Source organism: Streptomyces sp. 2323.1, from assembly GCF_900221035.1.
GTDB lineage: Bacteria > Actinomycetota > Actinomycetes > Streptomycetales > Streptomycetaceae > Streptomyces > Streptomyces sioyaensis.
The window spans coordinates 5,344,417-5,366,202 of record NZ_LT907981.1 but is presented as its reverse complement, the minus strand read 5'-3'; the positions used below and the strand labels follow the sequence as shown (position 1 = coordinate 5,366,202).

Genomic DNA, 21,786 nt, shown 5'->3' with positions numbered 1-21,786 from the left:
GGCGGGCCCCCGCACGGCCGCCCGCCGCACCGGCCGAAACCCGCCCGTGCCGGGCCTTCCGGCACCCCGCCATGGCCCGGTTGACACCCTCACCGCCACAATGGTGGGCTCACCGCCGAGGGACTGCCCGAAGAGGCGCCGGCGGGGGAACAACGGGGAACGGGGCGCCGGCGGCAGGCCGGTACATGAGGGACGGGACGAGGAGCAGCCGTGCGAGGCCGGGGCGGATGGAGCGTCGGAAGAATCGGTAGGGGCGGGGAGAGCGGCGCGGGCACCCGGGCACGGGTGGCGGGGACCACCGCGCTGGCCGCGGCCGTCATCGGGGGTCTGCTCGGCGGGGTGCCCAGTGCCCAGGCGGCGCCCGCGGACCCCGCCATCGGCACACCCGACCGGCCGGACCGCCCGGCCGGGGCGGGAGCGACGCCGGCCGTCTGGCCGCGCCCGCAGTCTTTGCAGGAACTCGGCGACGCCGTCCCGCTGGGCGACCGGGCGGCGCTGGTGGCGGAGCCGGACACCGACCCGTATGCGCTGGACGTGCTGCGCGGTCTGCTGCGCGATGCCGGGGTCCGTACGGTCGACACGCTCGCGCCCGGCGACCGGCTGCCCGCGGCCGGGCCGGTGTTCCGGGTCGGCGGCGAGCAGGCCGCGGACGCGCTGCGGGCGCTGCGGGCGCCGGCCCGCGGGGATCTGCCCTCCGGCGGCTACCGCCTGGCCGTGGGCCAGGTCGCAGGCCGGGACACGGTCGCCATGGACGGCGTCGGCCCGGACGGGCTCTTCCATGCCGCGCAGACGCTGCGGCAGCTGGTCTCCGAGGGGGCGGGCGGCGGACGGCAGCTGGCCTCGGTCGCCGTACGGGACTGGCCCGGCACGGTGGTGCGCGGCACCACCGAGGGGTTCTTCGGGCAGCCCTGGAGCCGGCCGCAGCGGCTCGCCCAGCTGGACTTCATGGGGCGCACCAAGCAGAACCGCTATCTGTACGCGCCCGGTGACGATCCGTACCGGCAGGCCCAGTGGCGCGAGCCCTACCCGGCCGCGCAGCGCGCCGACTTCCGGGCGCTGGCCGAGCGGGCCCGCGCCAACCACGTCACGCTGGGCTGGGCCCTCGCCCCCGGCCAGGCGATGTGCTTCTCCTCCGAGGAGGACCTGCGGGCGCTGCGGCGCAAGGTGGACGCGATGTGGGCGTTGGGGGTGCGCTCCTTCCAGCTGCAGTTCCAGGACGTCAGCTACAGCGAATGGCACTGCGACGCGGACCGGGACGCCTTCGGCACCGGCCCGCAGGCCGCGGCGAAGGCGCAGGCCCGGGTCGCCAATGCGCTCGCCGACCACCTGGCGCGGCGCCACCCCGGGTCGGCGCCGCTGTCGCTGATGCCGACCGAGTACTACCAGGACGGCTCGACGCCGTACCGCGATGCGCTGTCCGATGCGCTCGGCGACCGGGTGGCGGTGGCCTGGACCGGCGTGGGGGTGGTCCCGCGGACCATCACCGGCGGCGAACTGTCCGCCGCCCGCCAGGCGTTGGGCCACCCGCTGGTCACCATGGACAACTACCCGGTCAACGACTACGCCCAGGACCGGATCTTCCTCGGCCCCTACCGCGGCCGGGAGCCGGCCGTCGCCACCGGCTCCACGGCGCTGCTGGCCAATGCCATGCAGCAGCCGCTCGCCTCGCGCATCCCGCTGTTCACGGCCGCCGACTACGCCTGGAACCCGCACGACTACCGCCCGGCGGAGTCCTGGGCCGCGGCCGTCGACGATCTGGCGGGTGGTGATCCGCGGGCCCGGGAGGCGCTGCACGCGCTGGCCGGCAACGACGCGTCCTCCGTGCTGGACGGGGACGAGTCGGGGTACGTCCAGCAGCTGATCGACCGCTTCTGGAAGGCCCGCGAGGCGGCGACCAACCGCGGCCGGCCCGGCCGGGACGCGGACCTCGCCGACGCCGCCAAGGCGCTGCGGGACGCGTTCCACACCATGAGCACCGCGCCGCGGAACCTGCACTCCGATCTGGCCGCCGAGATCCGGCCATGGGCCGAGCAGCTGGCCCGCTACGGCAGCGCCGGCGAACTCGCCGTGGACACGCTCATGGCGCAGGCCCGCGACGACGGCGACGCCGCCTGGTCGGCCCAGCGCGAGGCGCAGCGGCTGCGCACGGTGCTCGGGCGCAGCCCGGCGACGGTCGGCAAGGGGGTGCTGGCACCCTTCCTCCAGCGGGCGATGGCCGAGGCCGACTCCTGGACCGGGGCCCGCCACGACGCACCTCGGCCGGACGACGGCGCCGGCTCGACGTCCCTCACGGTCCCGTTCGAGCGGGCCCGCCGGCTGGCCGCGGTCACCGCGCTGACCGAACCGGGCCCGGGCGCGGGCGCCGTGTCCCTGGAGGCGCACGTCCCGGGCGAGGGCTGGCGCCGCCTCGACGCGCTCTCCCCCACGGGCTGGACCGAGTCCCGCACCCCCCGGCTGCGTGCCGATGCGGTCCGGCTGACCTGGGCGAAGGGCGCGGACGCGCCGTCCGTGCACGCGCTCACCCCGTGGTTCGACGACACCCCGCCGGCCGGCCTCGAACTGTCCCGCAAGGAGCTGGACGCGCCGCCCGGCGGCAGTGCGACGGTGGACGCCCGGATCTTCTCCCGCCGCCCCGCCGATGTCCGCGAGAAGCTGACCGTGAAGGCGCCCAAGGGCTTCACCGTGCATGCGCCGCAGGAGGTCACCGCACCGCGTGGCGGCACGGCCACGGTCCGTATCGCCGTCGACGTGCCCGAGGGCACCCGCTCCGGGACGTACCGGATCCCGGTGGACTACCGGGGCGAGGAGCAGACGCTGACCGTGCGGGTCTATCCGCGCACCGGCGGCAAGGATCTGGCGCGCGGCACCGTCGCCACCTCCTCCGGGGACGAGACGGCCGACTTCCCGGCCTCGGCGGCCACCGACGGCAACCCGAAGACGCGCTGGTCCTCGCCCGCCGAGGACGGCGCCTGGCTGCAGTTCGCGCTGGCCCACCCGACCCGGCTGGGCCGGCTCGTCCTGACCTGGCAGGACGCCTACGCCGCCCAATACCGCATCCAGGTCTCGCCGGACGGCCGCAGCTGGCGCACGGCGGCCACCGTCCGCGACGGCAAGGGCGGCCGGGAGTCGGTCCGGATGGACGCCAAGGACGCGCGGTTCGTCCGCATCCAGGGCGACAAGCGGGCCACCCGCTTCGGCTACTCGCTGTGGTCGGTGGAGGCCTACGCGGTCGAGCCGCAGCACTGAGCCGTCCGCCGCGGGGACCGTGGCCGGTCATGCCGCCGGGCCCCTGCCGCCGCGGTGTTGACCGTGGCGGCAGGGGCCCGGCGGCACCCGCCCCGGACGGAGCGTTCCGTCCGGCACCACTGCCCCGGACGGAAAAACCCGGACCTACGCCGATACGGCGTCGATCCGGGCCAGGGCGTCATCCGCGCCGTACGGCTGCAAATACGGCAGCCAGCGCGGGTCGCGATGGCCCGTACCGATGATCCGCCACGCCAGTCCTGACGGCGGGGCGGGCTGATGCCGTAGTCGCCAGCCGATCTCGGCGACATGGCGGTCGGCCTTGACGTGATTGCAGCGCCGGCAGGCGGCGACGACGTTCTCCCAGGTGTGCTGACCTCCGCGGCTGCGCGGGATGACGTGGTCGACGCTGGTTGCGACGCCACCGCAGTACATACAGCGCCCGCCGTCACGGGCGAACAGCGCCCGGCGGGTCAGGGGGACGGGGCCGCGAAAGGGCACCCGCACAAACCGCTTCAAGCGGACCACACTCGGAGCGGGGATGACATGGGTCGCGCTGTGCATCAGGGCGCCGGATTCCTCGAGACTGACAGCTTTCTCATTGAGCACGAGGATGAGCGCGCGGCGGAGCGGTACGACGCCGAGCGGCTCGTACGACGCATTGAGGACCAGGACATGCGGCACGGGTGCCTCCTTGTACGCCGGCGGCGCGTGGCTCGCGCCGGGACGATCTCCCCACAGTGTCCCCCGGTGCCTGGTCGGAGCGCCACCATGACCGAGTAACGGGCCGGAGGTGTTTTCCACCACACCCGCGCACGGCCCGCTCGATCAGGCGCAATCCGGCCTCGCCAAATTGTGGCCTGTCGAACAAGGGCACGGACTGCCCTCGTTGCCCCGTTAGTGTGGTTGGTCTGCCCGGTCCCCGGGGACCTCCGCGGTCCGGGCCTGCTGCCCCACACGGAAGGTTCGACTGTGTTCTGGTCCGCTTCGCCGGTCACCGGTGCGCCCCTGCGCGCCGCCACACCGGGCTCAAACGGCCCGACCTCGCTGGACGAGGCCACGCAGAAGGCCACCAACGCCGCCGGCTGGGTCGAGGAGAACTGGGGGACGTGGCTCACGTCCGGCCTGAAGATCCTGCTGATCATCGTGATCGCGGTGGTGCTGCGGCATGTGATCCGGCGCACGATCACCAAGCTCATCGAGCGGATGAACCGCACCGCGGCCGCCGCCCAGGGCACCGCGCTGGGCGGACTGCTGGTCAACGCCGAGCGCCGCCGGCAGCGCTCCGAGGCCATCGGCTCGGTGCTGCGCAGCGTCGCCTCCTTTGTGATCATGGGCACGGCCGCGCTGACGGTGCTGTCCGTCCTGGAGATCAACCTGGCGCCGCTGCTGGCGAGCGCCGGTGTGGCCGGTGTGGCCATCGGTTTCGGCGCCCGCAACCTCGTCACCGACTTCCTCTCCGGCGTCTTCATGATCCTGGAGGACCAGTACGGCGTCGGTGACGAGATCGACGCGGGCGTGGCCAACGGCACGGTCATCGAGGTCGGCCTGCGCGTCACCAAGCTGCGCGGCCCCAACGGCGCGATCTGGTACATACGCAATGGCGAGGTCAAGCGGATCGGAAACCTCAGCCAGGGCTGGTCCACGGCCGCCGTCGATGTGGTGATCGCCTCCGACCAGGACCTGGAACGCGCCCGCGACACCATCACCGCCGCCGGCGAGGAGATGTCCAAGGCCGAGCCCTGGAACGAGCAGTTGTGGGAGCCGGTGGAGGTCCTCGGCCTGAGCGAGGTGCACCTGGACACGGTCACCATCAGCGTCTCGGCCCGGACCATGCCCGGCAAGGCCGCGGGAGTGGAGCGCGAACTGCGCTGGCGCATCAAGCGCGCCCTGGACGCCGCGGGCGTCCACCTCGCCCCGCGCCCGCTGCCCGAGGAGGAGACCGAGGAGTCCGCGGACCCCACCGCCGGCGTCGCCGCCCCCTCGGTGCTCAACAACCCGTCGTCACCGCAGTCCCTGGCGGCGGAACCGCTCGCGGCGCCCCCGAAGAAGTAGCCCGGCCGGGGCCGCGGCCGCAGACCGCGAAGGGGCGTACCGGTGACCGCCGGTGCGCCCCTTTTCGCTGTCCCGTTCGCTGCCTCGTTCGCTGCCTCGCGCGGGGCGGGTCCCGGGGGCGGCAGCTCACCGTGTCCGCCCCATTGACGCCTTTCCGTCCCCTGCCTACGTTCCTGGGGAGCGATGGGAAGGTTTCCTAACAGACTTCTCGGCACGGTTTTCTCGGCAGCGACGCGGTGGCCGGGCCTCCCGGGCACCCGGTGAGCGGGGTGACGGTCATGGCCGGTGGGCAGCAGACACGCGGAACTCCCGGGACGCCGAGGGTGTTGCGGGCCATTAACGACCGGGCCGCGCTCGATCTGCTGGTGTCGCAGGGGCCGTTGACCCGTACCCGGATCGGGGAGCTGACCGGGCTGTCCAAGCCCACCACCTCGCAGCTGCTGGCGCGGCTGGCGGCCGCGGGACTGGTGCGGACGACCGGGAGCGTGACCGGGCGGCCGGGGCCCAGTGCGCAGTTGTACGAGATCAACCCGGCGGCGGCGCAGGTCGCCGCGCTGTCCGTCGACGGGCTGGGAGTCACCGCCGCGGTCGCCGACATCACCGGGCGGCTGCTCGGCGAGGAACGGGTGAGCACCGACGCCGTGGGCACCGAGGCCCCGCACCGTACGGCGCAGTTGGCCGCGCAGGCGGTCGACGGGGCGCTGGCCAGGGCGGGGCTGGGGCGGGACCGGCTGCACGGTGCGGTGATCGGCACACCCGGCGCACTGGACCCGCAGACCGGGCGGCTGCGCTACGCGCCGCATCTGCCGGGCCTGGCGTCGCACGCACTGAAGGAAGAGCTAACGGACGCGCTGGGGATGCCGGTCACCGTCGAGAACGATGTGAATCTGGCGGCGGTCGCCGAGCAGTACGACGGGGCCGCGCAGGGCGTCGACGACTTCGTGCTGGTGTGGGTCGACGAGGGGATCGGCGCCGCGCTCGTACTGGGCGGGCGGCTGCTGCGCGGAGCCACCGGCGGCGCCGGCGAGATCGGCTATCTGCCGCTGCCCGGCGCCCCGTTGTCCCGGGGCGGCGACCGCAGCGCCGCCCGGGCCGACGCCGGCGGCGGCCTCCAGCGGCTGGTCGGCGCGCCGAGCGTGCGCGCGCTGGGCCGGGAGTTGGGCGGTCCCGAGGTGCGTACGGTCGCCGGGGCACTGGCACACGACGCGGTACGCGCCGTGGTCGCGCGGCGGCTGGCGACCGGACTCGCGGCCGTGGTCGCGGTCGTCGATCCGGGGCTGGTGGTGCTCTCCGGCGCGGTGCCGCAGGCCGGCGGGGAAGCCCTGCGCGCCCTGGTCGAGGCCGAGTTCACCGGCCTTGCACTGCCCCGCCCCGCCCTGCGGCTCAGCAGTCTCGACGGCAATCCGATTCTCCTCGGCGCACTGCGGACGGCGCTGGCACAGGCCCGGGAGGCGGTGTTCCGCACCGGCTGACCACTCCGCGGCACGCGGCGCCCCGGCCCGCACCGCCCGCGTCCGACGACACCACCGGCACTGCTCGTCACGACCCCTTTTGCCACGCCCCCGCCCCCTTTCTGCCTCGCACAGAAGGCCTTCGTCGAAGGCGTCACGCTCACCGGAGTGAAGGGCTGATCTTCTATGCCGTCTCCCCAGGAACGAACCCCATCTCCCCCGGGACGCACCCCGCGCCGCCGGCTCAAGCTCGCCGTGGTCGGCGGCGGCTCGACCTACACCCCCGAACTCATCGACGGCTTCGCGCGGTTGCGTGACGTCCTGCCGCTGGAGGAACTCGTCCTCGTCGACCCGGACGCCGGCCGGCTGGAGGTGGTGGGCGGCCTGGCCCGGCGGATCTTCGCCCGGCAGGGACACCCGGGCCGGATCTCCTGGACCGGTAACCTGGACGCGGGTGTCGACGGTGCGGACGCCGTGCTGCTGCAACTGCGGGTCGGCGGTCAGGCCGCCCGCCTCCAGGACGAGACCTGGCCGCTGGAGTGCGGCTGCGTCGGCCAGGAGACCACCGGCGCCGGCGGTCTCGCCAAGGCACTGCGGACCGTGCCCGTCGTGCTCGACATCGCCGAGCGGGTGCGCCGTCGCAACCCCGGCGCCTGGATCGTCGACTTCACCAACCCCGTCGGCATCGTCACCAGGGCGCTGCTGACGCATGGCCACCGGGCCGTCGGACTGTGCAATGTCGCCATCGGCCTCCAGCGCACCATCGCCGGGCTGCTGGACGTGTCCCCCGAGCAGGTCGAGCTGGAGCACATCGGCCTCAACCACCTCACCTGGGAGCGCGCGGTGCGCATCGCGGGCGAGGACGTCCTGCCCCGGCTGCTGGCGGAGCACGGCGACGCCCTCGCCGGGACACTGCACCTGCCCCGCCCCCTCCTCGACCATCTCGGCGCCCTCCCCTCCTCCTACCTTCGCTACTACTACCGGCATGACGCCGTCGTACGGGAGCTGCGCACCGAGCCCTCCCGCGCCGCGCAGGTCGCCGCCCTCGAACAACAGCTGCTCGGTATGTACGGCGACCCGGCTCTCGACGAGAAGCCGGACCTCCTCTCCCGCCGCGGCGGCGCCTACTACTCCGAAGCCGCGGTCGCGCTGACCTCCTCGCTGCTGGGCGGCCCCAGCGGCACCCACGTCGTCAACACCCTCAACGCCGGCACCCTGCCGTTCCTGCCCGACGACGCGGTGATCGAGGCCCCCGCGACCGTGGACCCGACGGGCGCCGCGCCCCTCCCCGTACGTCCCCTGGAACCGCAGTACGCCGGGCTGGTCGCTCATGTCACCGCCTATGAACACCTCGCCCTGGAGGCGGCCCTGCTGGGCAGGGACGGCCGGAACGCCGGCCCGGCCGCCGGGCGCAAGGCCGTGTTCGCCGCTCTGCTCGCCCACCCCCTCATCGGCCAGAGCGACCACGCGGACCGGCTCGCCGACGAGCTGATCGCGCACAACCGGGAACACCTCCCATGGGCCTGACCGGCACGGCGCTCGCCGTCGACGCAGGCAACACCAAGACCGAGGTGGCGCTGGTGGCCACGGACGGCAGCCTGCTCGGCGCGGCGCGCGGCGGCGGCTTCCAGCCACCGCGGGTGGGCGCCGGGCGGGCGGTCGACGTGCTGGCGCCCCTGGTGGCCTCGGTCACGGAACAGGCCGGTCTCACGGGCCCCGTCGGGCATCTCTCCGCCTTTCTCGCCAACGCCGATCTCCCTTCCGAAGAGGCGGGCCTGACCGCCGAGCTCGCCGGCCGCGGCTGGGCGCACACGGTCTCCGTCCGCAACGACACCTTCGCCCTGCTGCGGGCCGGGCTGCCGGACGACGCGGATCCGCTCGGCGTCGCCGTGGTGTGCGGAGCCGGCATCAACTGCGCCGGCCTCGGGCACGGCGGAGCCACCGCCCGCTTCCCCGCCGTCGGCCGGATCTCCGGTGACTGGGGCGGCGGTTCGCACCTCGCGGACGAGGCGCTGTGGTCCGCCGCCCGTGCCCAGGACGGCCGCGGCACACCGACCGAGCTGGTCCGCGCCCTGCCCGCGCACTTCGGGCTGGCGACCATGCCGGAGCTGATCGAGGCACTCCACCTCCGCACCCTCCCCGGCCACCGCCGCCACGAACTGGTCCCGGTCCTCTTCGCCCTCGCGGCCTCCGGGGACGCCGTGGCCCGCACCCTCGTGGCCCGCCAGGCCGAGGAGGTCGCCCTGATGGCCACCGTCGCCCTCCAGCGCCTCGGCCTGCTCGACGAGCCCGTCCCCGTGATCCTCGGCGGCGGCGTCCTCGCCGCCCGCCACCCCCTCCTCGACGACCGGATCACCCAACTCCTTTCCGCGCGCGCCCCGAAGGCCGTCCCACGAGTGGTCACCGCCCCACCGGTCCTGGGCGCCGCCCTCGACACCCTGGACCGGTCGGGCGCGGCGGCGGAGGCCTATGAGCGGCTGAGGAGGGCTTGGGGGGAAGGGACGGTAGGCACGAGGCGGGAGGCAGGAGGGCAGCCAAGCCCCTAGCCACCGGCGGCACCAGAGGCAGGCCGAGGCATCAGAGGCGACCCAGGTACCGGAGGCCGCCGAAGGACAGCCGCCTCCGCTGCCTCCGCCCGCCGCCTCCCCTGCCGTCCGTCACCCACCCGCCCTCACCCCACCCGCACGCTGTCCCCCCGTCGCGTCTCCGTGCGTTCGCCCGGGCCGAGGACGAGGTCGGGGGTCGGAGCGGGGGCCGGGGCGGACGGATCGGCCGGCGGGGCGGGGGAATGATGGCTGTTGCGCTCCGTGACGATGGTGATGTGGCGGTCGGTATCGTTGATGATGAGGGTGGCGGAGCCGTCCGTGCGGTGATCGAGGGGGTAGCTGCCGTCGGGATCGATATAGGTCGTGCCACCGATGGTCAGGAAACCGCTGGCGGGCGAGGGGGTGTTGAGCGCGGGACGGTCGTCGGCCGTGGTGGCCGCGAGCGGGCTGAGAAGCTTTTTCCAGCGGGACATGAGCATTCCTCCGAGCGTCGGGCACGGGCTTGGCGCCGTGCCGGTGGTGAGGGGCGAGAACCACCCTTCGTCACTCAGCGTAATCGAAGGCGAGCGTGCGGACAGCGGCGCGTGGGAGCGAAGCGGGGGGCGTGGAGGGAGCGGAGTGCGCCGTCGGGGACGTAGAGCAGCCGTCGAGGGGACGGCGAAGTCGCGCGCAGACGACGCGAGAAGCCTGCCGGTCCCGATGACCCCGCGCCCCCTCCCCGCGGGTCGCGATCCGAACAAGATCAGGGCAATTGCGGTGTGTGTCAGCGGCTGCGGACATACTGCTGCCCGTGTACCAGTCCTCCGTGTGAGCGCTCCCCGGCGCGGGCGCGGAGGCCGTCCCGCAGTCAGCGACCCAGGGGGAGGTTCCGTGCCGACCAGCAGCGTGTCACCGCCCGTCCCGGGGCGCAGGACGGCCTGGGCCGAGGGGCTGGACGAGCTGCGTGCGGCGGCGACGACCGAGCCGGGCCGGCTGCGGGTGATCGGGGCCGTACTGGCCCTGCTGGTGGTGGTGTTCGGCGCGGTCACGGCCTGGCAGGTCTCGGACCGGGCGGCGGCCGCCGACGATGTGGTGACCCACAGCCAGCCGCTGACCTCGGACGCGGCGAGCATCTACCGTTCGCTCGCGGATGCCGACACGACGGCCGCGGCGGGCTTCCTGGCCGGCGGTGAGGAGAGCAGGGCGACGCGTGAGCGCTATGCCACCGATATTGCGACGGCGTCCGCGCTGCTGGTCAAGGCGTCGGCGAACAGCCGGGGTTCACAGGAGGCGGGCGCGCAGATCGCCCGGCTCAACAGCCGGCTGCCGCGCTATGCGGGCCTGGTGGAGACCGCGCGGGCCAACAACCGGCAGGGCCTGCCGCTGGGCGGCGCCTATCTGCGGTACGCCAATGAGCAGATGCGTACCGAACTCCTCCCGGCCGCACGGGCGTTGTACGACGCCGAGACGGACCGGCTGACCGCGGACTACGACAAGGCCAAGGTGTGGCCGTGGTACGCGCTGGCGGCCGGGGCGGTGGCGATCGGTGCGCTGGGCTGGGCGCAGCGGCGGCACTACCGGCGGACCAACCGGGTGTTCAACCGCGGTCTGCTGGCCGCCACGGCGGCGTCCGTCGCGGTGCTGCTGTGGCTGGTGGCGGGGCATATGACGGCGCGAGCGGGGCTGACCGATTCCTACCAGCACGGCGCCCGGTCGCTGCGGGTGCTCAACGAGGCGCGGATCGATGCGCTGCAGGCGCGCGGGGACGAGAATCTGACGCTGGTGGCGCGCGGCGCGGTGCTGACCGGCGCCCGGCAGGACTTCTACGAGACCGGTTTCCGCTCGGGGATGACGGACCTGGCGGGCCCGGGTGAGCACGGCGCGGCCGCGGCACACAGCCGGCTGGGGGCGGCGCTGGCGCTCGCGGACGACGAGGCCGGCCGGCGCCCGGTGCGGGCCGCGCTGACTCAGGTACGGCAGTGGCAGGCGCGGCACGCCGAGGCGCGGGCGGCGGACGACAAGGGGGACTACGACGGGGCGCTGGCCAAGGTGATCGGCCCGGACGGGTCCACCGGGGAGTCCTTCGACCGGGTGGCGGCCGGGCTGCAGCAGGCGCTGGAGCACGAGCAGGCACAGTTCCGGTCGTCGGCGGACACGGGGCGCGCGGCGCTGGGCGGGCTGCCGGTGGGAGCCGGCGTACTGGCGGCGCTGGCGGCGCTGGGGGCCGTACTGGGGATCGGCCGCAGGCTGGCGGAGTACCGGTGAGGGGGCACGGTGAGGGGAGGAAACGGATGCGGGCGCGAGGGCTGAGGAATCTGCGTGCCGTCCTGGCACCGGTCGCCTCGGGCATGTGTGTGATGGCCGCGGCCGCGGCCGTGCTGGTGCCGGCGCTGGTCCACGAGACCGAGCCTGCCGGGCCCGTCCGACACGGTGCGTCCGCACCCGCGGCGCCGCACCGGGCGCCCCGCCCGGCGGCGGCACCGGCCGCCGCGAAGTGCACCGCGCAGAACGCCGCGGAGAGTCTGCGGCCGTCATCGGACGACGGTGCGGCGGTGTCGCGGATCAAGGAGAAGGGCCAACTGGTCGTCGGCGTCGACCAGAACACCTACCGCTGGGGGTATCGCGACCCGGCCACCGGCAAGCTGGCGGGCTTCGACATCGATCTGGTGTGGGCGATCGCCCGGGACATCCTGGGGCCGGACCCCGACGTCGTCTTCAAGGCGGTGCCGACCGCCCAGCGGGTGCCGGCGCTGCAGCGGCACACCGTAGACATGGTCGTACGGACGATGACGATCAACTGCGCGCGCAAGGCGCAGGTGGCGTTCTCCACCGCGTACTTCCAGGCGGGGCAGCAGGTGCTGGCCCCGAAGGCGTCGAAGATCAAGGCGTTCGACGATTCGCTGCGGGGCAAACGGGTCTGCACGGCCGCGGGTTCGACGGGCGAGAGCGAACTGCGGGCGCAGCGGCACGGCGCCTCGGTGCTGACGGTGCCCAATCAACTCGACTGCCTGGTACGGCTGCAGCTGGGCGAGGCCGACGCGGTCCTCACGGACAACGCGCTGGCCGCGGCACAGGCGGCCCAGGATCCGACGGTGGAGCTGAAGGGCAGGCCGTTCACCGACGAACCGTACGGAGTGGCGATGAACCAGGACGACACGGACCTGGTGCGGCGGGTCAACAAGGTCCTGGACGACTACCGGGACGGCGACGACAGCCCCTGGATGCGCTCGTACCGCAAGTGGCTACGGGCCGATCTGCCCGGCATATCGGGGCCGCCGTCGCCGGAGTACAGCGACTGATCCGCCCCAAGGAGCGGTGTACGGCGCATGATCGCCCCCTGGAGCGGTCCGATGCCGTCACTATGGAAGGGGACCGGAAGGGAGCTGACCCAGCGGCCGACGCCGTGGCAAACGCCGTGCACCGTACGCGTATTGGAGAGGTGATCGATGGGGGTCCCTGGACCCTTCCCCGGCACTCCGGGGAGGCCCGATGCCCCGGTGCTGGACCGGGAAGAGGTGGATCGCGCCCTGGACCGGCTCGGTGCCGAGTACGAGGCGATCGAGACCTCGCTGCTCGCGTTGCAGGACCACGCGGGGCGCCGGCTGCTGGAGGGCGCCGACCTGTCCGGCACCACCAAGGAACGCTGGGCCGCCGCGGAGCGGTCCATCACGGTCCTGTGGTCGCTGTTCGACGCGTACACCGCCGCCTTGGAGCAGGCGCGTGAGCTGCGGGAGCGGCGCCGCTGGCCCTCGGCGGAGGATCTGGCCGAGCTGACGGAGCTGCTGCACGGCGACGGGGTGACGGTGCCGGGCGCGGCCGCGGCGGGCGGCGGCCCGGAGAGCGGCCCGGCCCGGCTGAGCGAGCGGTTCAGCCTGGTCGGGCTGGTCGAGCGGATGAATGGGCTGTACGCCCGCTCGCTGGACGTCATCGTCGCCGCCGATGCGGTCTGGTCGGCGCTGCCGGCCCGGATAGACCTGCTGTCGGCCGAACTCCAGCGGACGCGTTCGCTGGCACATTCCGTGGGGGTACGCCCCGGTGAGCATCCGGCCGGCGACGACCTGGAGCGGATCACCGACGAACTGCTGCGGCTGCGCGCCCGGGTGATCGAGGATCCGTTGGCCTTCTGGGTGTCGTCGTCGACGGGGAGTTCGGCGCCCGGCGGGGGCCGCCCGGACACCGGGCGCTACGACCGCGCGGCCCGTGCGCTGGAGGACATCCGGCGGGAGGTGGCGGCGGTGCTGGACGTGCGGCAGGACGCCGAGCGGCGGCTGATGCAGCTGCGCGACGTGCTGTCGCGGGCGGACCGCACCCTGACCGAGGCGCGGCAGGCCCGCGGCGAGGTGCTGGCGAAGATCGCCGCGTCGGAGGTGCCCGCGGTCAGCGGCCCGTCGGCGGCGCTGCACGAACAGCTGGCGGCGGCCGCCGACTACCGCAGACGGGCGCAGTGGCACCGGCTCTCGCCGCTGCTGGACAGCCTGGAGGAGGAAGCGGAGGACGAACTCCACCGCGCCCGTGAGTCGTTGACCGCGGTGACCGCGCCACTGGCGGTGCGCGCCGAGCTGCGCGGCCGGCTGGACGCGTACCGTGCCAAGGTCGCCCGCCACGGCATGGCGGCCGATCCGCTGCTGATCGAGCGGTACGACCTGGCGCGCCGGATGCTGTGGAGCGCGCCGTGCGATCTGCGGGCGGCCGAGCAGGCAGTGTGGCGCTATCAGCAGGCCACGGCGGAGGCGCTGGCGGCGCCGCAGGCGGAGGGGCGGGGGGAGTCATGACCCGACGGGCCGACGAGCGCTGCCAACGACGGGACTGCTCGGGCAGTTATGAGGACGTGGGCGGCGGTGAGCTGTACTGCGACCTGTGCGGGCTGGCGCCGGTGGTCTCACCGGGCGGCCTGCTGTCCTCGCCGCCCACGGGGCTGACGGGCCGGGTGCCCACGGACACCACCGCCGCCCGGGAGGCGGCCGGCGCCCTGCTGACCGTCCCCTCCCCCGCGCCCGGTTCGGGCGGTACGGCGACGTCCGCCCGCTCGGCGTCGTCCCGGCGCTCGGTGTCCGGGCGGCTGTCGCGCTCGGGCTCCGGCGGCGGCCCGGCGCGCGGCGTACCGGCGGTGTCGATGCCCCGCCAGGGCAGCGGCCCGTCCTCCGGTTCCGTGCGCGGGCGGCTGGGCGCGGGCCTGGTCGCGGTGCCGGAGGTGCCGCGGCCCGATCCGGCCACGGCGGTGCTGGAGCATCCGGAGGTCCCCGAGCGCAAGCGGTTCTGCAGCCGTACGGAGTGCGGGGCGCCGGTGGGCCGGGGGCACAGTGACCAGCCGGGCCGCACGGAAGGGTTCTGCACCAAGTGCGGTCATCCGTACAGCTTCGTCCCCAAACTCCGGCCCGGCGACATGGTGCACGGCCAGTACGAGGTCGTGGGCTGTCTGGCGCACGGCGGGCTCGGGTGGATCTATCTGGCGACCGACCACGCCGTCTCCGACCGGTGGGTGGTCCTCAAGGGGCTGCTGGACACCGGCGACGAGGAGGCGCTGGCGGTGGCGGTGTCCGAGCGGCGCTTCCTCGCCGAGATCGAGCACGCCAACATCGTCCGGATCTACAACTTCGTGGAGCATCTCGACCGGGCCACGGGAAGCCTCGACGGCTACATCGTCATGGAGTACGTCGGCGGCAAATCGCTCAAGGACCTCGCCAACGACCGGCGCACGCCCCAGGGCAGACGCGATCCGCTGCCGGTGGAGCAGGCCTGCGCCTACGGCATCGAGGCCCTGGAGGCGCTCGGCCATCTGCACAGCCGCGGCTATCTCTACTGCGATTTCAAGGTCGACAACGCCATCCAGCAGGACGACCAGCTCAAGCTGATCGACATGGGCGCGGTGCGCAGGATGGACGACCACGAAAGCCCGATCTACGGCACGATCGGGTACCAGGCGCCCGAAATCGCCCTGCTGGGCCCGTCGGTCGCCTCCGACCTCTACACCGTCGCGCGCACCCTCGCCGTGCTCACCTTCGACTTCCAGGGCCATACGAACGTCTTCGCGGACTCGCTGCCCGATCCGGACCACATCGAGGTGTTCCGCACCTACGAGTCCTTCTACCGGCTGCTGGTGCGCGCCACGGACCCGGACCGCTCCCGCAGGTTCGCCTCCGCGGAGGAGATGGCCGAGCAGCTGACAGGCGTGCTGCGCGAGGTGGTGGCGCTTCAGTCCGGTGAGCCGCGGCCCGCGCTGTCGAAGCTGTTCGGGCCCGAACTCCGTGTGGTCGACACCGAGGTGCTGGCGGCGGCGGAGGGCGACAGTTCCCTGCTGGGCGGCCGCGGGACGGCGCCGGCCGAAGAAGCGCCGGCGCGCCGCGGCCCCGCACTGCGCCCCCTGGACGTCGCCGGCGCCGCCCTCGCGCTGCCGGTGCCGCGGCTGGATCCGGGCGACCCCAACGCCGGGCTGCTGGCCGGGCTGCCGGCCGCCCCGCCCGCCGAGCTGCTGGGTGCGCTGCGCGTCGCGCCGGCCGACTCCCTGGAGCTGCGGCTGCGGGAGCTGCGCGCCCGCCTGGAGACCGGGGACGGCGCGGCGGCGCGGTCGGTGCTGGAGACGCTCGCGGCCGGGCCCGCCGCGCAGGGCGGTCCGCCCTCCGGCGACGGCGGCGCGGACTGGCGGGTGGTGTGGCACCGCGGTCTGGTGGCGCTGACAGCGGGCGACCGCGAGGCCGCGGCGCTGGCCTTCGACGCGGTCTACGACGCCTTCCCCGGTGAGCCGGCACCGAAGCTGGCGCTGGGTGTCTGCGCCGAACTGCTGGGCCAGCTGGACAATGCCGTGGAGTACTACCGCCTGGTGTGGACGACCGACCGCAGCTATGTCGGCGCCGCGTTCGGGCTGGCCCGGGTGCGGCTGGCGGCGGGCGACCGTACGGGCGCGGTCGAGGCGCTGGAGTCCGTCCCGGAGTCGTCCATCCACTACGTCGCGGCACGGATCGCGGCGGTCCGCGCCCGGCTGCGCGAACGCCCGCCGCGCGAGCCGCTGCTGGCGGATCTGCGGGCGGCCGCCGCCCAGACGGAGGCCCTCGCGGGCTTCGGTCTGGACGCCGAGCGCCGGGAGCAACTCGCCACCGAGGTACTCGGCACCGCCCTGGACTGGGTACTCTCCGGTAGCCACGGTGCCGGGCCGCCCGGTGAGGTGGCCGCGCACGAACGGCCGGCGCTGCTCGGCAGTCCGCTGGACGAACGCGGTCTGCGGTTCGGCCTGGAGCGGTCGTACCGACTGCTCGCGCGGCTGGCGCAGCGTGGTGAGAAAAGGATCGAACTGGTGGAACGGGCCAACCGCTTCCGCCCCAGGACGTGGGTGTGACATGGGTGTGACTGGGCCGTCCCGGTGTCCGGGCTGTGACGAACCGCTCGCTGCGGGGGACAACTTCTGCGGGCGGTGCGGCGCCGCACTCCTGGCGCCCGCCGCGACGTCGGCGTACGGCGCCCCGCCCGCGCCCGGCGCCCCGGCGGTACCGCCCCCGCCGCCCCCACCGCCCGCGCCACCGATGCCTCCCGGGCCGCCCGCACCGTCCGGCGCCGCGGGGCATGCCGGTCCCGCCGCCCCCGCCGAGCCTCCGCCCGACCCGCAGGCCCGCCTCCCGTACGGGGACACCGGCACCCCGCCGATGCCGCAGCACGCCCCGCCGATGCCCGGTCATGCGCCGGCGATGCCCGGCCCCGCAGCGGTGACCGACGCCCCGCCGCCCGTCGACCCGCGGGTGGCCGGATACGGAGCGGCCGCCGGCGCGGGCGCGGAGCCCGGCGCGCCGGCTTCCGAGCCCGGTGCGCCCCCTGCGGAGCCCGGTGCGACGGGTCCGACCGGTACCCCCGCCTACGGCACCCCGCTGTGCACCGCCTGCCGGTCCGCTGCCATGGACGCCGACGGCTACTGCCTGCAGTGCGGCCAGGCCCGGCCCCCTGCCCGCGACCACATGGAGAGCGAGGTGGGCGGGGTCGCGGCGGTCAGCGACCGCGGCCACCGCCACCACCGCAACGAGGACTTCTTCGCCCTGCGGGCCGCCGCGCTCCCGGACGGCAGCCCCGCCGTGGTCGCGGTGGTCTGCGACGGCGTCTCCTCGGCGACCCGCCCGGACGAAGCCTCCACCGCCGCGTCCGAGGCGGCCGGTGAGGCGCTGCGGGCGTCCCTGCCGCGCGGTACGCACCCCCAGCAGGCCATGCACGAGGCCATCCTGGCGGCCTCCTCGGCGGTCGACGCACTGGCCGCCGACGACGCGCCGGCGCAGGACGAGCACCGGCAACAGAACGCCCCGGCCTGCACCTTCGTCGGCGCGGTGGTCGGCGGCGGCCTGCTGACCGTCGGCTGGGTCGGCGACAGCCGCGCCTACTGGATCCCCAACGACCGCACGGCGCCGCCCGCCCGGCTCACCGAGGACGACTCCTGGGCCGCCCAGATGGTCGCCAACAACCTGATGACCGAGGCCGAGGCGAACGCCGATGAGCGGGCCCACGCCATCACGGGCTGGCTCGGCGCGGACGCCTACGAGGTCGAGCCGCACACCGCCACGTTCAAGCCGGACGGACCGGGCGTCGTCGTGGTGTGCACCGACGGGCTGTGGAACTACGCCGAGTCCGCGGAGCAGATGGCCGCGGTGCTGCCGTACGACGCCCCCAGCAGGCCGCTGGACGGCGCCCGGGCGCTGGTCACCCACGCCCTCGACGGCGGCGGGCACGACAACGTAACAGTGGCGCTGGTGCCGTTCCCCGCACCGGCCGGGCGGGCAGGATCGGCCTGACCTGCTCACCACCGAATGAGCCGGACGCCGGTGGGAGGCGCGGCACCTCGCGCCCCGCACGACGCACCACGGTCCCGGCACCACGCACCACGGGGCACCGGCCGGCCGGTCACGGCGTTTCAAGGAGCCCAACGGATGGCCCACTTCGCCAAGTCCCCTGTGCCGCGTTTCTCCACCGAGGTGTACCAGAACCCCTACCTCCCCGAGGGCGGGCGTGAGGTGCACGCCGTCGTCACGGTCACCGCGACCGGGGGCGGGACGACCGGCGGCCGGCCGGTGCCCGCGGGCGCCGGCCGGCCCGATGCCGGCGTGGTGATCATGGTGGACTGCTCCGGGTCGATGGCCCATCCGCCGTCGAAGCTGCGCGGCGCCCGCGAGGCGACGGCCGCCGCCCTCGACGCCGTGCGCGACGGTGTCGGCTTCGCGGTGGTGGCCGGTACCCACCGGGCCGTCGAGGTCTACCCCGGCGGCGGCCGGCTGGCCGTGGCCGACGCACAGACCCGCGCCCAGGCCGGGGAGGCGCTGCGCGCACTCGGTGCGGGCGGCGGTACGGCCATCGGGAGCTGGCTGCGGCTGACCGAACGGCTGCTGTCGTCCACCGGGGCCGGCATCCGGCACGCCATCCTGCTCACCGACGGCCGCAATGAGCACGAGTCGCCGCAGGAGCTGCGCGCCGCCCTGGACGCCTGCCAGGGATCCTTCACCTGCGATGCCCGCGGGGTCGGCACGGACTGGGAGGTCAAGGAGGTCACCGGCATCGCCTCCGCGCTCCTGGGCACCGCCGACATCGTGGCCGATCCGGCCGGGCTGGCCGCCGACTTCACGCGGATGATGGAGACGGCGATGGGCAAGGAAGTCGCCGATGTCGGGCTGCGGCTGTGGACCCCGCTGGGCGCCGAGACCGTCTTCGTCAAGCAAGTGGCACCCACGGTGGCGGACTTGACCGGCCGGCGCCGGGAGTCCGGGCCGCGGTCGGGGGACTATCCGACCGGCTCCTGGGGCGACGAGTCCCGCGACTACCACCTCTGCGTCCGCGTCCCGGCGGCCGGCGTCGGCCAGGAAATGCTGGCCGCCCGTGTGTCATTGATCATTTCCGGGCCGGACGGCGACCCGGCCGGCCCGTCGCCGCAGCCGCTGTCGCAGGCGCTCGTACGGGCCGTGTGGACGGACGACGTGGCCGCCTCCACCTCCATCAATCCGCAGGTGGCGCACTACACAGGGCAGGCAGAACTGGCACAAGCGATCCAACAGGGGCTCGATGCCCGCAAGTCGGGTGATACCGGCGGCGCCACGGCGAAACTGGGCCGCGCAGTACAGCTGGCCGGAAGCTCGGGCAACGAGGAGACTGCGAAACTGCTTGCGAAGGTGGTGGACGTCGTCGATGCGGCGACCGGTACTGTGCGACTGAAGGCGACGGTCGCCGAGGCGGACGAGATGACTCTCGAAACGCGCTCGACCAAGACCGTTCGCGTGAAGAAATAGCCACGATCAGTACCGAGCAGTACCACCGCGAGAAATCGGTACGGAGGGGGAAGAACCGACATGCCGACCTGCCCGAGCGGCCACCAGTCGGTGGCCGAAGACTGGTGCGAGGTGTGCGGCCAGCGGATGGCGGGCGCGGTCCCCCCGCCGCCCTCCCTGCCTGCGGGATTCCTGAACGCACCTCCCGGCCCGCCGCCCGGCCCGCCCGCCCCGCCGCAGGGCCAGGCCGGCCCGCCGCAGGGTCAGACCCCGCCGCCCGGTGGGCCCGGCCCCGGCTTCGGTGGCCCCGGCCCCGGCGCGCCCGACAACCAGGGCGGCCAGGGCGGTTACGGCTTCCCGCCCCCCGTACCGGGCCCCGGCGGCTCCGGTGCCCAGGGTGGCCAGGGCGGTTACGGCTTCCCGCCGCCCGCACCCGCACCGGGCCCGGGCGGCCCCGGCCCCCAGGGCGGCCAGGGCGGTTACGGCTTCCCGCCGCCCGCACCCGGCCCCGGCCCGGCCGGCTCCGGGCAGCCCGAGACCTGCCCGCAGTGCGGTACGCCCCGCGAGGCGATGGCACCGTTCTGCGAGGGGTGCCGCTACAACTTCCTCACCAACTCCCCGACGTCCTACGCGCCGCCGCCCGGACAGCAGCCGGGTCCGCCGCCCGGGCCCCAGGCTGGCCAGGGCGGCTACGGTTTCCCGCCGCCCGCACCGGGCCCCCAGGACGGCTATGGCTTCCCGCCGCCGCAGCCCCAGCAGCCCCAGCCCCCGCAGCAGCAGGGCATGCCGCAGGGCGGCCCCGGTCAGCCCGGCCCCGGCGACTTCCCCGGTCAGCCCGGGCCCAGCGGCTTCCCCGACCAGCCCGGGCTCGGCGGCTACCCCGAGCAGCCCGGCCCCGGCGGCTACCCCGGTCAGCCCGGCCCGCCGCCCGGGATGCCCGGCCCCGGCCCGGCCGGTCAGCCCGGCCCCCCGCCGCAGCAGCAGGGCGGCGACGACTGGACGCTGAACCCGCCGAGCGCCCAGGCCGCGCCGCCGCCGATGGCGCCCGCGCCGCCCGGACCGGGCCCGCAGGCCCCGTTCGAGCAGCAGCAGCCGCCCGCGCCGTTCCCGCCGCAGGAGCAGGGCTTCTACGAGCAGCAGCAGCCGCCGTACGAGCAGCAGCAGATGCCGCAGCAGCAGCCCGGACCGGACCAGCAGTGGCAGGGCGGCCCCGGCACCGGCCAAGGTCCCGCGGCGCCGCCGCAGGGTCCGCAACCGGTCGTCGGCAACGGCTGGGCGGTGGCGATCGCGCCGGACCGCGAGTACTTCATGGCGATGATGGGCCGCAGCGGCCCGGAGGCGGCGGGGCTCAACCTGCCCGCGTACTCCCCCGAGCAGGTGCTGCCGCTCGCCAACGGCCAGATCGCGATCGGCCGCCGCCGGAACAGCACCGGCGAGGCCCCCGACATCGATCTGGGCAGCACCCCGGAGGACCCGGGCGTCTCGCATCAGCATGCGCTGCTGGTGCAGCAGCAGGACGGCAGCTGGGCGGTGGTGGACCAGAACTCCACCAACGGCACGACGATCAACCTCGCCGAGGACCCGATCCAGCCCTATGTGCCGGTTCCGCTCCATGAGGGCGACCGGGTGCATGTCGGTGCCTGGACGACGCTGACCGTCCGCCGCGGCTGATCCGCTGCCGGCAGCCGGCGACCCCGGGGCGTGATCAACCGATCACGCCCCGGCGGCGTTTGTGGGCCCGTGGCGCCCGCTCGCCCTAGGACCGGAGCCCTCGGTCTCGGTGTCTGCCACCATGGACGGGTGAACAAGATTCCACGCGGCACGCTTGAGGAGCAGACCTTCTACGAACAGGTCGGTGGCGAGGAGACCTTCCGGCGCCTGGTGCACCGCTTCTACCAGGGAGTCGCCGAGGACCCGCTGCTGCGGCCGATGTACCCGGAGGAGGACCTGGGCCCGGCCGAGGAGCGGCTCGCGCTGTTCCTCATGCAGTACTGGGGCGGCCCCCGTACGTACAGCGACGGCCGCGGGCACCCCCGGCTGCGGATGCGGCACGCCCCGTTCACCGTCGACCGGGCCGCCCATGACGCCTGGCTGCGGCACATGCGCGAGGCGGTGGACTCCCTCGGCCTGTCCGAGGCCCACGAGACGCAGCTGTGGAACTACCTCACGTACGCGGCCGCCACGATGATCAACGCCGCGGACTGAGAAGCACCTCACACCGGCCGGCGCCCGGCCACCGCGGTCATGTTCCGGCCAAGACCATCCACAGCCCCCTCCGCCCCCGCCCCT

At 74.6% G+C, this 21,786-nt stretch carries 15 protein-coding genes; 13 read left to right on the top strand and 2 right to left on the bottom strand.

Annotated features, from left to right (window positions below):
* The first annotated feature begins 285 nt into the window (after window positions 1-285).
* The gene (locus CPH93_RS23045) at window positions 286-3,246 is read left to right on the top strand and encodes a beta-N-acetylglucosaminidase domain-containing protein (protein WP_096213960.1); all 2,961 of its coding nucleotides are present in this window, start codon (window positions 286-288) and stop codon (window positions 3,244-3,246) included.
* A gap of 144 nt (window positions 3,247-3,390) precedes the next feature.
* Here the strand turns inward: CPH93_RS23045 and CPH93_RS23040 are convergent, their stop codons facing one another.
* Window positions 3,391-3,927 (bottom strand): HNH endonuclease, encoded by a 537-nt coding sequence (locus CPH93_RS23040; protein ID WP_006605595.1) that lies wholly within the window; start codon window positions 3,925-3,927, stop codon window positions 3,391-3,393.
* Window positions 3,928-4,215: 288 nt separating this feature from the next.
* Between CPH93_RS23040 and CPH93_RS23035 the strand changes: the two genes are divergently transcribed.
* The 4 genes from CPH93_RS23035 to CPH93_RS23020 all read left to right on the top strand — a co-directional run bounded on the left by CPH93_RS23035 (window position 4,216) and on the right by CPH93_RS23020 (window position 9,295).
* Window positions 4,216-5,298: a mechanosensitive ion channel family protein gene (locus tag CPH93_RS23035; protein WP_093483241.1), complete on the top strand. Its 1,083-nt coding sequence runs from the start codon at window positions 4,216-4,218 to the stop codon at window positions 5,296-5,298.
* Window positions 5,299-5,576: 278 nt separating this feature from the next.
* On the top strand, window positions 5,577-6,770 hold the full coding sequence (locus CPH93_RS23030) for an ROK family protein (RefSeq protein ID WP_096215555.1): 1,194 nt from the start codon (window positions 5,577-5,579) through the stop codon (window positions 6,768-6,770).
* A 165-nt stretch (window positions 6,771-6,935) separates the two neighbouring features.
* Window positions 6,936-8,276 carry a 6-phospho-beta-glucosidase gene (locus CPH93_RS23025; RefSeq protein ID WP_096213959.1) on the top strand — a complete coding sequence of 447 codons (1,341 nt, stop codon included), beginning with the start codon at window positions 6,936-6,938 and terminating at the stop codon, window positions 8,274-8,276.
* Entirely contained in the window at window positions 8,267-9,295 is a 1,029-nt protein-coding gene (locus CPH93_RS23020) for an N-acetylglucosamine kinase (RefSeq protein WP_096213958.1), read from the top strand. The genes CPH93_RS23025 and CPH93_RS23020 overlap by 10 nt, the downstream gene beginning before the upstream one ends.
* Window positions 9,296-9,420: 125 nt before the next feature.
* On the opposite strand, the gene CPH93_RS23015 is transcribed toward CPH93_RS23020, so the two are convergent.
* Window positions 9,421-9,768 carry a hypothetical protein gene (locus tag CPH93_RS23015; RefSeq protein WP_096213957.1) on the bottom strand — a complete coding sequence of 116 codons (348 nt, stop codon included), beginning with the start codon at window positions 9,766-9,768 and terminating at the stop codon, window positions 9,421-9,423.
* A 397-nt stretch (window positions 9,769-10,165) separates the two neighbouring features.
* Here CPH93_RS23015 and CPH93_RS23010 point away from each other — a divergent pair, with 397 nt between their 5' ends.
* The 8 genes from CPH93_RS23010 to CPH93_RS22970 all read left to right on the top strand — a co-directional run bounded on the left by CPH93_RS23010 (window position 10,166) and on the right by CPH93_RS22970 (window position 21,702).
* Complete coding sequence (locus tag CPH93_RS23010; protein ID WP_096213956.1) at window positions 10,166-11,539, top strand: hypothetical protein; 1,374 nt, start codon at window positions 10,166-10,168, stop codon at window positions 11,537-11,539.
* Between the two features lie 26 nt (window positions 11,540-11,565).
* Window positions 11,566-12,573: a glutamate ABC transporter substrate-binding protein gene (locus CPH93_RS23005; RefSeq protein WP_096213955.1), complete on the top strand. Its 1,008-nt coding sequence runs from the start codon at window positions 11,566-11,568 to the stop codon at window positions 12,571-12,573.
* A gap of 147 nt (window positions 12,574-12,720) precedes the next feature.
* Entirely contained in the window at window positions 12,721-14,046 is a 1,326-nt protein-coding gene (locus tag CPH93_RS23000; protein ID WP_096213954.1) for a hypothetical protein, read from the top strand.
* Window positions 14,043-16,604, top strand: coding sequence for a serine/threonine-protein kinase (locus CPH93_RS22995; RefSeq protein WP_096213953.1), 2,562 nt, complete (start codon window positions 14,043-14,045; stop codon window positions 16,602-16,604). The genes CPH93_RS23000 and CPH93_RS22995 overlap by 4 nt, the downstream gene beginning before the upstream one ends.
* A 1-nt stretch (window position 16,605) precedes the next feature.
* Complete coding sequence (locus CPH93_RS22990) at window positions 16,606-18,036, top strand: protein phosphatase 2C domain-containing protein (RefSeq protein ID WP_096213952.1); 1,431 nt, start codon at window positions 16,606-16,608, stop codon at window positions 18,034-18,036.
* A 135-nt stretch (window positions 18,037-18,171) separates the two neighbouring features.
* Window positions 18,172-19,518: a vWA domain-containing protein gene (locus tag CPH93_RS22985; RefSeq protein WP_096213951.1), complete on the top strand. Its 1,347-nt coding sequence runs from the start codon at window positions 18,172-18,174 to the stop codon at window positions 19,516-19,518.
* A gap of 60 nt (window positions 19,519-19,578) precedes the next feature.
* Window positions 19,579-21,168, top strand: coding sequence for an FHA domain-containing protein (locus CPH93_RS22975; protein ID WP_173909870.1), 1,590 nt, complete (start codon window positions 19,579-19,581; stop codon window positions 21,166-21,168).
* A gap of 129 nt (window positions 21,169-21,297) precedes the next feature.
* Window positions 21,298-21,702, top strand: coding sequence for a globin (locus CPH93_RS22970; RefSeq protein ID WP_093483252.1), 405 nt, complete (start codon window positions 21,298-21,300; stop codon window positions 21,700-21,702).
* Window positions 21,703-21,786 lie beyond the last annotated feature (84 nt).